This window comes from Rhizobium sp. AC44/96 (assembly GCF_001692185.1).
Classification (GTDB): domain Bacteria; phylum Pseudomonadota; class Alphaproteobacteria; order Rhizobiales; family Rhizobiaceae; genus Rhizobium.
The window spans coordinates 159319-171812 of the sequence record NZ_LXKO01000003.1; the positions used below are offsets into that span (position 1 = coordinate 159319).

Below are 12494 nucleotides of genomic sequence, written 5' to 3' on the forward strand. Positions count from 1 at the left end.
GTCACGCAAACGTCCGGTAACGTCGGATCGTTTCCTCTGCGTCCCCGATTGCCTCAGGCGTGCCCACCGTCAGCCAATGGCCTTCAAGCATCATGCCATAGAGGCGACCGCGCGCGATCGCCTTGTCGAAGTAGATGTTGAGATTGAAGGCATCGTCCGGCGCATCGTCCAGAAAAGAGGTGTTCATGGCGATAGCGCCGGCATAGACCACCGGCTTCGGACCTTGTTCGCGATAGCGGCTGAGCTTGCCGTCATTGGCAAGGTTGAAATCGTTCTTGCCGTTATGGCCCGTTGTGTCCTCGAGCTTGACGCACAGCATGGCCATGTCCATCTGGTTGCCATCATAGAATCCGGCTAAGCGTCTAAGGTTACTCGGCCGGTCGCTCGGTTCGCCGATCCAGAAGAGATCTGCGTTCGTCACGAATACATCGCCGGGATCAAGCAGTTTCAGGCCCTTAGCCAAACCGCCACCGTTGTTCATCAGTCTCTCGCGCTCGTCGGAGATGATGATTTCCAGGCGCGTGTACGACCTGAGATGCTCGAGCATCTGTTCTGCGTGATGGTGGACGTTGACTACTGCCCTTTCGACGCCCGCCTCGGCCAGCGCGTCGAGCGAATAATCGATCATCGGCTTGCCGTCGATCTTGACCAGCGGCTTAGGGATCGTATCGGTAATGGGGCGCATGCGGGTGCCGAGGCCGGCAGCCAGCACCATGGCTTGTTTAATCGTCATTTCATTCGGAACTTATGATTCGGCTGTCGCTATTCCAGCCCTTACGCACCAGTCGCGCAAGGGGGCAAGCGTATCGTGCTGCAGGGCAACCCCAAGATATGCAAGCGTGCGCGGCATGTGCTTCATGTAACCCGGCTTGCCATCCCGCCGCATCAGCCGGACCCAGAGGCCGGCAAGCTTGCAATTGCGCTGTGCCGACATGATCGCCCAGCTCTTCAAAAGCGCGGCTTCGTCGAAATTCGGCTGGCGGCGGCGCAGCGACAGGTAGTGCTCCATCAGGCGATGGAACAGGTCAGGCTCGATCGTCACCCGCGCGTCCTGCACGATCGATGCGAGATCGTAAGAGGTGGGGCCGATCATCGCGTCCTGGAAGTCGATCAGGCCGACCTTCTGGATACCAGCCTTGTTCTCGCGCCAGATGATGTTCGGCGAGTGGAAATCGCGCAGCAGAAGGTTCTTCTCTGCCGTTCCAAGCTGGTCGATCAGCGTGTCCCAGATGGTGAGATATTCGTTTCGCTCGTCCTCGCTTGCCAGCGCGCCGTCACGCTTCCACGGCAGATGCCAGTCAAGAACGAGGCGAACCTCCATCTTCATGGCAGTTCGGTCAAAATCCGGAATGCGGTGAACATGCGTATCGGTGACGGGGATATCCTGCGGCATCGGTTGCGAATGCAACTGCGCGAGGCACGCGACGCTTTCCAGATATCGCTCAGCGATCGGCTTTCCATCATCGTCAAGAACGCCATCGCTGCCGAGATCCTCCAGCAGCAGAATTCCTTGGTCATAATCGACGCTGTAGATCTCAGGGGTGGCGAACCCCTCCTGGCGGAGGACATTCGCGATCGCAACGAAGGGATAGGCGTTCTCGGCGATATGAGCGACCTTTGGGTAGGGCTTTCCGTCCAGAACAGGTGGCCCCTCCGGCAGCGGCGGCCAGTCCATGAGGATCCGGCGAACGCCGTCATTAGGGTAGATCGCTTCGTATGCCCGAAGCGAGGCGTCTCCCGTCAGAAACCGGCGTTTCGCCTGCGGAAATCCGGCACCGTCGAGGAACTCACGAATGGCGAAAACTCGGCGAATCCGGCTGGCTTGCTTTTCAGGTGCCAAGATGGTGACACGCCGCCCGGCTCCCTCATGGGTGAGCCTGAGAACGATACGATCATCCGGCAGTTCACTTTCGGCCATTTCCGGCCACTCGACCAGACAAACGCCGCCTTGCAACGCCTCGTCGAACCCAAGTTCTGTCAGTTCCGCGGGATCACCGAGGCGGTAAAGGTCGAAATGAGAAACGGGTATCCGCAGATCGTAGGACTGCACCAGCGTAAACGTCGGGCTCGGCACCTCCAGCTCCGCGTCATCCGCAAGAGCGCGCAGAAAGGCACGCGCCAGCGACGATTTGCCGGCGCCGAGGTCGCCCGAAAGCGCAAGGCAATCGCCCGCCCTGAGCGCCAGCGCCAGATCCTCGCCGAGACGCACCGTTGCAGATTCGTCTTCGAGAAAAAGGGAGATTTCAGGTGCCGTCGTGGTCATTCCGCAGCGACGTACGACGGCAGATTGGCCGAAGGAATGCGGCAGACCACCGTCGTTCCCTTACCCGACTGGCTGTCGATGGCGACCTGGCCGTTGTGCAGGTTCACGAAGCTATCGACAATCGACAGGCCAAGCCCAGCACCACCGCGTTTTCCGCTCTTGGCGCCGGTTGCGAACCGTTCGAAGACGTTTGAGATCATATCCTGCGAAATGCCGGGCCCGCGATCGCTGACGGAGAAGACGAAATCCGTTCCATCGCGACGGCATTCCAGAGAGATGGCCGCGCCTTCGGGCGAGAAATTGGCGGCGTTGGACAGCAGCTTGACCAGAATCTGCTTCAAGCGCTGCGGGTCTGCAACGATGGTTCCAAGATGCGCCGGAGCCGTGATTTCCAGCGTTACACCGCTGTCCTGCAGTCGGTCGGCAATCTGGATCGCAACATCGTCCAGCAGATCGCCGAGATCGATTTCCGCATAGTTCAGCCGCATGATGCCGGCATCGACCGTTGCGAGATCGAGAATATCGTTCACCAGCGTCAGCAGAACCGACGAAGAGGTAGAGATATGGTCGATATACTCAGCCTGCCGCTCATTGAGATCGCCGACGCCCGGCGTGCGCAGCAGGTCGGTGAAGCCGATGATGTTGGTGAGCGGTGAGCGCAATTCGTAGGAGACATGCTGAACGAAATCGTTCTTCAGCTCGTCGGCCTTGCGCAGTGCCTCGTTCTTTTCGGTCAGAGCCCGCTCGGCACGAACGCTGTCCGTCATGTTGACGAAGGTCAGCATCGTCTGCGCGTTCGGCAACGGAATGACGGCGTAGTCGAGAACGAGGCCGGAAAACAGCTCGAGCGTGCCCTGGCTTGAGCGGCGCTCATCGTCGATGCTGGTGATGAGTTCGGCAAAGCTCTTCCAGCCGTCTGGTCGGTCGTAGGATGGCGCGCAGGCCTCGCCAAGCGCGCGAATGTGCGTTCCCGGCTTCGCTTCGGCCTCGGTGATGCCCCACAATGCGCGGAAAGCGGGGTTCGACAGACGAATACGGCCGTCTGCGCCGAACACGGCAACGCCTTCGGAAAGGTGGTCGATGGTTTCGCCCTGGACCTTCAGTAGCGTGTTGTAGCGTGTCTCGAGATCGACCTGTTCCGTCAGGTTTTCGAACACCCAGGTCGCGCCGCCCTGGGGATGCGCGGTCGCAAAGACGCGCAGCGTCTGGCCGTTGGGCAGGTGCCAGAGGTCGGACTGGGTATCGAGCGCGCGATAGACCGCGAGTGCGCTTTCCTTCCAGGTCTTCCAGTTCAGCTGATCCGGCAGCTTCTTGGCGGCCCGCAGGCGCTCCAGCAACTCAGCGTTGTCGGGTCGGCTCTCGAGGAAGGCAATGTCGAGTTCCCAGAGCGATACGAACGCCTGGTTATAGAACTGCAGGCGTCGGTCACCATCGAAGATCGCAACCGGGGTCGCGAGATGGTCGAGCGTTTCGGCGTGGCTCTTCAGCGTCCGTTCCAGTTCGGCGCGCACCGCTTCGATGCCGGAGACATCGACGGCGATGCCGGCGGAACCGCCCGGAACTTTGACATCGACAACGTCAAAGAAGGTCCGGTTGCCGTTGACGACCGTCGAGATCTTGTCGTGGAAGGGGGATTCCGGCGTCGCGCTGGCGCGGATACGCTCGCGGGCGATCGTCGTGAGGAACTCACGGCCTTCGCTGACCGCCTGCTCAGGCGAGGCAGAATCGACAGCGTCACCATAGGCCTGGTTCACCCATGTCAGTCGACCGTCGGTGTCGCGCTGCCATGCCGGCAGGTCGATTGAATCGAGAAGGCCCTCAAATGCTGAAATCGAGGCCATTAACCGGTCGCGCTCGATTTTCAGCTCGGCAAGTTCGGCGCGCAGATTGTTCAGCGCCACGAAGCGAACGAAGGCCCGGCCACCGGAAACGCGTCCCTGCGCTTCCAGGATCTCGTCGCGATGGGTTTCGACGACCATATCGAAGCTCTGCGCCGATTGCCGCAAACGGTCGATCGCACGTTCGAGTTCGGACGCCGAGCGTGGCTTCAGCCAAAGGCCGAAGGCGAGGAATTCGTTGTCCTGCGGCGCGCCGGTTTCGGCGGGAAGCTGGCCAAGCAACTCGGGACGCTTGTCGCCGTCCCAGATGACGATACGCCGGTTATTGTCGGCGATCAGTGCCTGGTACTGGGAGATCTGCTGTTGCGCGTCCGAAAGTGCCGTGCGGATCTCGCGGCTTTCGCTCTCAAGATTGCCACGCTGGCGAACGACCCACAGTGTCGAAAGCAAGGCTGCGGAAATCACGCCGATCACGACGGACAGGCCAACCACCTGCGTGGAGGTGAAAAGATGCGCGGACGCACTCGCTTCGACTTCCGCCTGTGCGAGGACGGGTCGGGCAACCGATGCAATGGCCGTACCCGCAGCAAATATCCTTGCTACGCGGGCCAATATCCCTGGCTTTCGCGCCGAAGCCTCGGAGGCGCCGACGACTGTCCGTTCACCTGCGGAGATCGGGCAGGGGGAAGCATGTATGCCATCCTCTGCCTGGTCGACCAGGCTATGCATCATTTCCGACATGCGCGGTATGTCTCCGTCTTTCAATGTGCCGCATCACGACAAGACATCCCATTTTCGAAGCAAACGGACACGTCCGTGGCCACGAATCGAGTTCTAAAACAATACTTCGGAAGGGAATCGGCGGGAAGGTGCACGGCAAAAAATAAGGGCCCGGCATTTGTCAATGCCGGACCCTCTAGATGTTGTGGATATTGAATTATTGGTTAATATCTGTAGTGGTCGGACTTGAACGGGCCCTTCGGCGTCACGCCGATATAGGCTGCCTGCTCTTCGGAAAGCTGCGTCAGCTTCACGCCGAGCTTTTCGAGATGCAGGCGAGCGACCTTTTCGTCGAGGTGCTTCGGCAGGATGTACACCTGGTTCTGGTACTGGCCGGGCTTGGTGAAGAGCTCGATCTGCGCCAGCGTCTGGTTGGTGAACGAGGCCGACATGACGAAGGACGGATGACCCGTCGCATTGCCGAGGTTGAGCAGACGGCCTTCGGAGAGAAGGATGATGCGGTTGCCCTTCGGGAACTCGATCAGGTCAACCTGCGGCTTGATGTTGGTCCACTTCAGGTTACGCAGCGCAGCAACTTCGATCTCGTTGTCGAAGTGGCCGATGTTGCCGACGATCGCCATATCCTTCATCTGACGCATATGGTCGATGCGGATGACGTCCTTGTTGCCAGTCGTGGTGATGAAGATGTCAGCGGTCGATACGACGTCTTCGAGCGTGACAACTTCGAAACCATCCATAGCGGCCTGCAGCGCGCAGATCGGGTCAACTTCGGTGACCTTCACACGAGCGCCGGCGCCTAGAAGCGAAGCAGCCGAACCCTTGCCGACGTCACCGTAACCGCAGACGACGGCAACCTTGCCGGCCATCATCACGTCGGTACCGCGGCGGATGCCGTCGACCAGCGATTCCTTGCAGCCGTACTTGTTGTCGAACTTCGACTTGGTGACGGAGTCGTTGACGTTGATAGCGGGGAAGGGCAGCAGGCCCTTCTGGCTGAGCTGGTACAGGCGGTTGACGCCGGTCGTGGTTTCTTCGGTGACGCCCTTGATCGCGTCGCGCTGCTTGGTGAACCAGCCCGGCGAAGCGGCAAGGCGCTTCTTGATCTGTGCGAAGAGGATTTCTTCTTCTTCAGAATGCGGGTTCGACAGAACGTCCTCGCCGGCTTCCGCACGGGCGCCAAGCAGGATGTACATCGTGGCGTCGCCGCCATCGTCGAGGATCATGTTGGAGAGGCCACCATCGGTCCACTGGAAGATCTTGTCGGTGTAGATCCAGTAGTCTTCGAGAGACTCGCCCTTGATCGCAAAGACCGGAACGCCAGACGCTGCGATAGCAGCCGCCGCATGGTCCTGCGTCGAGAAGATATTGCACGATGCCCAGCGGACTTCGGCGCCGAGTGCGACCAGCGTCTCGATCAGAACGGCGGTCTGGATCGTCATGTGCAGCGAGCCGGTGATGCGCGCGCCCTTCAGCGGCTTGCTTTCGCCGAATTCGGCGCGGCAGGACATCAGGCCCGGCATCTCGGTTTCGGCGATGGTGATCTCCTTACGACCGAAGTCTGCAAGGCCGATATCGGCGACGACATAGTCTTTTTCAGTGCTCATTGGGATTCTCCGGGCTGAAAAGCGTCTCAAAAAGGCGAAGGCGCGAAATGGTCACGCCGCGATATGTCCGCGCGGAACGCGGCTATGGTCGCCGTTTAGCAGGCTTCCGTGACGAAGGCAATAATGATATAAAGAAGTCTTTATATGTTTATATGAGCGGATCGCTCACATCTCTTCGCCGAACTTGTTCTGGATCAGTTCGTCGAGCGCCTCGAGCGCCTGTGCAGCCTGATTGCCGCTCGCCGAGACGACGACGCTGGAGCCCGGGCTGGCTGCGAGCATCATCAAACCCATGATCGAAGTACCGCCCACAGTCATCCCGTCCTTTGAAACGGTGATTGCAGCATCGAAGGTCTCGACCGTCTGCACAAACTTGGCCGAAGCACGGGCGTGCAGACCACGTTTGTTGATGATGAGAATTTCGCGGGAGAGCGGGGAGGTCATGGGGCGCAGAGCTCGTTATTTGCCGCTGAGAACGCGGCTGGCAACATTGATGTATTTGCGGCCGGCCTCGGATGCTTCGACGAGCGCCTTTTCCATGTTGTTTTCGCCACGCACGCCCGCAAGCTTGATCAGCATTGGCAAATTCATGCCGGCAATGACCTCGGTGTGGCCGCTGCTCATCACCGATATCGCCAGGTTTGACGGTGTTCCGCCGAACATATCCGTCAGAATAACGACGCCGTGACCATCGTCGGCACTCGCCACTGCTTCGAGAATATCCTGCCGCCTCTGATCCATGTCGTCTTCGGGGCCGATGCAGACCGTTTCGATGAATTTCTGAGGACCGACGACGTGTTCGACCGCATGACGAAACTCTTCAGCCAGCTTGCCATGAGTGACAAGCACAAGTCCGATCATGATATTACTGCTCCTAGTGGCGTATGCAAACGGTGGGCCCAATATCGCAATGCAGCAATCGCGTCCACCGTGGGGGCACATCTTGGCGATGAAAAGCCGAAGTGCAAGACAAAAATACGACTTTATGGGCCGGATTTGCTGATTTGAGAGGCATTATCGTCCAATATCGGGCAGCGCTGCCATCAGGACAGCCAAAGGAAGCGGTGCGGTGGCCAGCAATCGAACGACCGGGAGGTCGATGCCCTCAGCGACGACCGACCGTTCATTTGCAGGCGGAACGCGATCTTCTCCTGTAACGTTGCCGGGCAGGACCGCATAGTGCATCCGCGCTTCGTCGATATGAGGCACCCGGACAATGCCGGTTCCGCGAAGTTCGATGAGCCCAGCGATCGTCGGTGGACATTGCGCGATCACGTTTTGGCCGCGCCGGGAGATGAGCACCTGATCGTCAGCGACAAGCATGGAAGAGATGTTCATCCGTTGCGCCTCGGTGATGCAGGTGAAGGCAAGCATTGACTTCCCCCACCCCGATGGCCCGAGGAACAGAAGGCCGGTCTTGCCGATGACAATAGCGGTGGCGTGGATGTTCGACGGTGCGTCGGTCATGCGGTCGTATCGACGGGCAGGGCGAGAATGAATCGAGCGCCGACAATCTTCTCGCTTTCCGCATCGATGATGTTTTCCGCCCGCAGCGAGCCGCCATGTGCTTCGGCGATCTGCCGGCTGATCGAAAGCCCGAGGCCGGAATTCTGGCCAAATCCTTCGGATTCGGGGCGGTCTGTGTAGAAGCGCTCGAAGATGCGATCGATATCCTCGGCCTGTATACCAGGACCGTTGTCCTCAACATAGACAATGCAGCGCGAGCGGGTCCGCACCAGCCTGACAGTGATCTTGCCTTCATGGTCGGCGACAAAGGAGCGCGCATTTTCGATCAGGTTGGTGATGATCTGGCCAATGCGCAGGTCATGCCCATTGACGACGAAACGGGTTTTCACACCAGGCTTCCGCTCGATCGCGAATTCGATCTGAACCTCTTTCTTGCGGTTGTGGATCTGGCGCGACACGTCGACGAGATCGCGCAGCAGGATCTCAAGATCGACTGATCCGGCGTCGACACGGGCGAGCTCGGCGTCGAGGCGCGAGGCATCAGAGATATCGCTGATGAGGCGATCGAGGCGGCGCACGTCGTGCTGGATAACATCCATGAGACGCTTCTTTGAATCGTCCGACTTCGCGAGCGGCAATGTCTCGACCGCGCTGCGCAGCGATGTCAGCGGGTTCTTGAGTTCATGGCTGACATCGGCGGCAAAGCTCTCGATCGCGTCGATGCGGTCGTAAAGCGCAGTCGTCATCTCGCGCAGTGCGATCGACAGGTTGCCGATTTCGTCCTGGCGCGCCGAGAAATCAGGAATTTCCTCGCGTTCCTTGGCGCCGCGGCGGACGCGGATGGCGGCGGCCGACAGGCGGCGCAGCGGATTTGCGATCGTGGAAGACAGCACCAGCGAGAGCAACACGTTGACGAGCGTCGCAACACCGAACACGCGCATGATGCCCAGGCGTTCCGCATGGACGATATTGTCGATATCGCCCGCCTGGGTCGATAGGAGAAGAACGCCAAGCACAGCGCGGAAGCGCTGGATAGGCACAGCAACCGAAACGATCAGCTCGCCCTTCTCTGTGGTGCGGACGACGGCGCCGCGAACACCGGTCAGCGCGTTCATGACCTCTGGATAGATCGAGCCGTCACCGCCGGGCGCTTCCTTGTAAAGGGGCAGGTTGCCGGGTTGCAGCACCTTGTTGAAAATCGTCGTGAACCATTCGCCCCAGGTCTGCTCCTGATCCTCGACGGGCGGCAGATCGAAGCGCAGCACCTGCCCACGCGAATAAAGATGGCGCGAGTCGAGCAGCAGATTGGCGTCGGCGTCGAAGATGCGGGCGCGTGTACGCGTAGGGGAGATCAGTCGGCGCAGCACTGGCGCCACCTTCTCCGGATCGATCGGGAACTCGAGGTCCTCGTCGTTTGGAACAGGCGTAATGCTTTGTCCGGCCTGCAGTTCCAGCAGTTTCTCGGGATCGATGGTAATCGAGTTGGTGTCGACAGAGGCGGAGGCCGAGACGGCACCCGCGATAATCTCGCCTTGCGTCAACAGGCTCTCGACGCGGGCGTCGATGAGCCCTTCGCGGAACTGGTTGAGGTAGAGAATACCGCCGACGAGCACGACCAGCGCCGCAAGATTGAAGAAAAGAATACGGCGCGTCAGGCTGGAAAAGACCGCATTGCCGAAGATCCGGCGGATGATCGTAAAGGGATGTGACCAACGCCTTCCCCTGACGCGGCGGCCGCTTACGCCCTCCACGTCATCCAGATCCCTTTCCTGCACCAACTGTGCCAACGACAGGCCCTTTCGGAGAGCGGTCCGCAGGTCGCGAACTCAGCTCTCTACAATTCTCGTATGCCGCACCGCTTGGGCGTCAGGCTGCTTCGCGGAAGCGGTACCCCACTCCGTAGAGCGTTTCAATCATATCAAAGTCGGTGTCGACCATCTTGAATTTCTTGCGCAGCCGCTTGATGTGGCTGTCGATGGTTCGGTCGTCGACGTAGACCTGCTCGTCATAGGCGGCATCCATCAAGGCGTCGCGGCTCTTTACGACGCCTGGACGCTGAGCCAACGAATGCAGGATCAGGAACTCGGTAACCGTTAGCGTCACCGGTTCGCCCTTCCAGGTGCAGGTGTGCCGCTCCTGGTCCATCACCAGCTGACCACGTTCCAGAGACCGCGCGAGCTGGGCCGCGCCCGGCTTCGGCGCAACGCCGCCGGCTGCAGCCGCGGCCTCGCGGCTGGATGCACGGCGCAGCACGGCGCGAACGCGCTCGACCAGCAGTCTTTGCGAGAAAGGTTTGGTGATGAAGTCGTCGGCGCCCATCTTCAGGCCGAAGAGTTCATCGATCTCCTCATCCTTCGAGGTGAGGAAGATCACCGGCATGTCCGATTTCTGGCGCAGGCGGCGCAACAGCTCCATGCCGTCCATGCGCGGCATCTTGATGTCGAAAATGGCCAGCTGCGGCGGCCGTGCGAGAAGACCATCGAGGGCCGAAGCGCCATCCGTGTAGGTCTCGACCTTATATCCTTCTGCCTCCAGCGCAATCGATACTGAAGTGAGGATGTTGCGGTCGTCATCAACGAGCGCGATTGTCGGCATGGTATTCGTCTCCGTCATCTATGCGCGTCTCCAGGAATTTGAAGGTCCCCTAGCCGGCCTCTCTGAACCGGATGCGCTTATGGGGATAAAGGTGGAACAAATTGTGGCAAAGATAAAGGGGAGGATTGTTTCAAAGTTTTGAAGACAGCTTTTGGTTGTGCGACAAATTGAACCTGCCTAGCCGAATTCAAACGATTTAAAATAATCGGCAATAATTTAAATCGATTAAATAATTGATATTACTATATTTTATTGATTTCGGCCTATTGCGTTTTAAAAATCCTGCCCGTACGGTCCCGCTCAGTTTCTTAACGGCACGAGCCTCAAGGGAAGGGAAAGACCATGGAGCTGTTCGGAGTCCACAACCCGGCGATAGAGCTGGCGACGATCGGTTTGGGGAGCGCAAATAGCGCTCGCTATAACTTTACCGCCGCCTACCTCTATGAAGAGTCGATTCGCCGGGGCGAGGCCGAACTCACCGCTCATGGAGCCTTGCGCGCCCTGACTGGCCAGCACACCGGCAGGTCCCCACGTGACAAGTTCGTCGTTCGCGATGCCAACACGGACGGCCAGATTTGGTGGGACAACAACAAGCCGATGTCGCCGGAGAATTTCGCTCTGCTGAAGCGGGATATGCTGGCGCATGCAGCCGGAAAGGACCTGTTCGTTCAGGATCTGATCGGTGGCGCCGATGAAAACAACGCCTTGCCGACGCGCGTCGTAACAGAGCTCGCCTGGCACTCGCTTTTCATCCGCAACCTATTGATCCGTCCGGAGCGCTCCACGCTGGAAGGCTTCGTTCCGAAGCTGACCATCATCAATCTTCCGACCTTCAAGGCTGATCCCGAACGCTACGGCTGCCGCACCGAGACGGTCATCGCCTGCGATCTCACGAATGGCGAAGTCCTGATTGCTGGCACGTTCTACGCCGGCGAGATGAAGAAGTCGGTGTTCACGGTGCTCAACTACCTCCTGCCGGCAAAGGGCGTCATGCCGATGCACTGCTCGGCAAACGTTGGGCCGGATGGCGATGCGGCCGTATTCTTCGGTCTCTCGGGCACCGGCAAGACGACACTGTCGGCAGATCCTGCCCGCACGCTGATCGGCGACGACGAGCACGGCTGGGGCGAGGACGGCATCTTCAATTTCGAAGGTGGCTGCTACGCCAAGACGATCCGCCTCTCGGCGGAAGCAGAACCGGAAATCTACGCAACGACGCAGCGTTTCGGGACGGTTCTCGAAAACGTCGTGCTCAATTCCGCTCGCGAGCCCGATTTCGATGATGGCTCGCTGACGGAAAACACGCGCTGTGCCTACCCGCTGGATTTCATTCCGAATGCATCGAAGACCGGCCTCGCGGGGCACCCGAAAACGATCATCATGCTGACGGCCGATGCCTTCGGCGTGATGCCACCGATCGCCAAGCTGACGCCGGACCAGGCAATGTATCACTTCCTCTCTGGCTACACCGCCAAGGTGGCCGGTACCGAGCGTGGCGTCACGGAGCCGGAGGCAACGTTTTCGACCTGCTTCGGCGCCCCGTTCATGCCGCGCCACCCCTCGGAATACGGCAATCTGCTGAAGGACCTGATTGGTCGTCACGGTGTCGAATGCTGGCTGGTCAACACCGGCTGGACCGGCGGTGCTTACGGCACCGGCAAGCGTATGCCGATCAAGGCAACACGCACGCTTCTCGCCGCCGCGCTTTCCGGCGACCTCGGCAAGACCGATCTTCGGGCTGATCCGAACTTCGGTTTCGGCGTTCCCGTTGTCGTGCCGGGCGTCGATAGCGGCATTCTGGATCCGCGTTCGACCTGGCAGGATCCGGTCGCCTACGATGCGCAGGCAGCGAAGCTCGTTGCCATGTTCATCGAGAATTTCGCCAAGTTCGAGGAGCATGTCGATGGCGGGGTGCGCGATGCGGCCCCGGGTTTTCGGATCGCGGCTGAGTAAATAAGCAACAACGCATTGATGATTCACGTGAAA

Annotated in this window: 10 protein-coding genes; 1 reads left to right on the plus strand and 9 read right to left on the minus strand. The window is 59.5% G+C overall.

Annotated elements, in window-relative coordinates; all coding sequences use genetic code 11:
* Window position 1 precedes the first annotated feature (1 nt).
* From A6U87_RS07475 to A6U87_RS07515, 9 genes are all read right to left on the minus strand, one after another.
* On the minus strand, window positions 2-733 hold the full coding sequence (locus A6U87_RS07475; protein WP_065690624.1) for a nucleotidyltransferase family protein: 732 nt from the start codon (window positions 731-733) through the stop codon (window positions 2-4).
* A 12-nt stretch (window positions 734-745) separates the two neighbouring features.
* A complete protein-coding gene (gene tsaE, locus A6U87_RS07480; protein WP_065690625.1) occupies window positions 746-2263 on the minus strand; it encodes a tRNA (adenosine(37)-N6)-threonylcarbamoyltransferase complex ATPase subunit type 1 TsaE in 1518 nt (505 codons plus the stop codon).
* Window positions 2260-4842 carry a PAS domain-containing sensor histidine kinase gene (locus A6U87_RS07485; RefSeq protein WP_065690626.1) on the minus strand — a complete coding sequence of 861 codons (2583 nt, stop codon included), beginning with the start codon at window positions 4840-4842 and terminating at the stop codon, window positions 2260-2262. The genes tsaE and A6U87_RS07485 overlap by 4 nt, the downstream gene beginning before the upstream one ends.
* A gap of 203 nt (window positions 4843-5045) precedes the next feature.
* Window positions 5046-6446, minus strand: coding sequence for an adenosylhomocysteinase (gene ahcY / locus A6U87_RS07490; RefSeq protein ID WP_065690627.1), 1401 nt, complete (start codon window positions 6444-6446; stop codon window positions 5046-5048).
* 165 nt (window positions 6447-6611) lie between these two features.
* Window positions 6612-6890 (minus strand): HPr family phosphocarrier protein, encoded by a 279-nt coding sequence (locus tag A6U87_RS07495; RefSeq protein WP_065690628.1) that lies wholly within the window; start codon window positions 6888-6890, stop codon window positions 6612-6614.
* Between the two features lie 15 nt (window positions 6891-6905).
* Window positions 6906-7307 (minus strand): PTS sugar transporter subunit IIA, encoded by a 402-nt coding sequence (locus A6U87_RS07500; protein ID WP_037064533.1) that lies wholly within the window; start codon window positions 7305-7307, stop codon window positions 6906-6908.
* 153 nt (window positions 7308-7460) lie between these two features.
* Entirely contained in the window at window positions 7461-7913 is a 453-nt protein-coding gene (locus A6U87_RS07505; RefSeq protein ID WP_065690629.1) for an HPr kinase/phosphorylase, read from the minus strand.
* Window positions 7910-9673, minus strand: coding sequence for a sensor histidine kinase (locus tag A6U87_RS07510; protein ID WP_244499441.1), 1764 nt, complete (start codon window positions 9671-9673; stop codon window positions 7910-7912). The genes A6U87_RS07505 and A6U87_RS07510 overlap by 4 nt, the downstream gene beginning before the upstream one ends.
* Window positions 9674-9779: 106 nt before the next feature.
* On the minus strand, window positions 9780-10508 hold the full coding sequence (locus A6U87_RS07515; protein ID WP_198928687.1) for a response regulator transcription factor: 729 nt from the start codon (window positions 10506-10508) through the stop codon (window positions 9780-9782).
* A gap of 342 nt (window positions 10509-10850) precedes the next feature.
* On the opposite strand from A6U87_RS07515, the gene A6U87_RS07520 reads away from it, so the two are divergent.
* Window positions 10851-12461, plus strand: coding sequence for a phosphoenolpyruvate carboxykinase (locus tag A6U87_RS07520; RefSeq protein WP_065690632.1), 1611 nt, complete (start codon window positions 10851-10853; stop codon window positions 12459-12461).
* The last annotated feature ends 33 nt before the right edge of the window (window positions 12462-12494 follow it).

Coding starts and splice junctions, on each gene's coding strand:
- A6U87_RS07475 (WP_065690624.1), bottom strand. CDS start 733: ATGACGATTAAACAAGCCATGGTGCTGGCTGCCGGCCTCGGCACCCGC.
- tsaE (WP_065690625.1), bottom strand. CDS start 2,263: ATGACCACGACGGCACCTGAAATCTCCCTTTTTCTCGAAGACGAATCT.
- A6U87_RS07485 (WP_065690626.1), bottom strand. CDS start 4,842: ATGTCGGAAATGATGCATAGCCTGGTCGACCAGGCAGAGGATGGCATA.
- ahcY (WP_065690627.1), bottom strand. CDS start 6,446: ATGAGCACTGAAAAAGACTATGTCGTCGCCGATATCGGCCTTGCAGAC.
- A6U87_RS07495 (WP_065690628.1), bottom strand. CDS start 6,890: ATGACCTCCCCGCTCTCCCGCGAAATTCTCATCATCAACAAACGTGGT.
- A6U87_RS07500 (WP_037064533.1), bottom strand. CDS start 7,307: ATGATCGGACTTGTGCTTGTCACTCATGGCAAGCTGGCTGAAGAGTTT.
- A6U87_RS07505 (WP_065690629.1), bottom strand. CDS start 7,913: ATGACCGACGCACCGTCGAACATCCACGCCACCGCTATTGTCATCGGC.
- A6U87_RS07515 (WP_198928687.1), bottom strand. CDS start 10,508: ATGCCGACAATCGCGCTCGTTGATGACGACCGCAACATCCTCACTTCA.
- A6U87_RS07520 (WP_065690632.1), top strand. CDS start 10,851: ATGGAGCTGTTCGGAGTCCACAACCCGGCGATAGAGCTGGCGACGATC.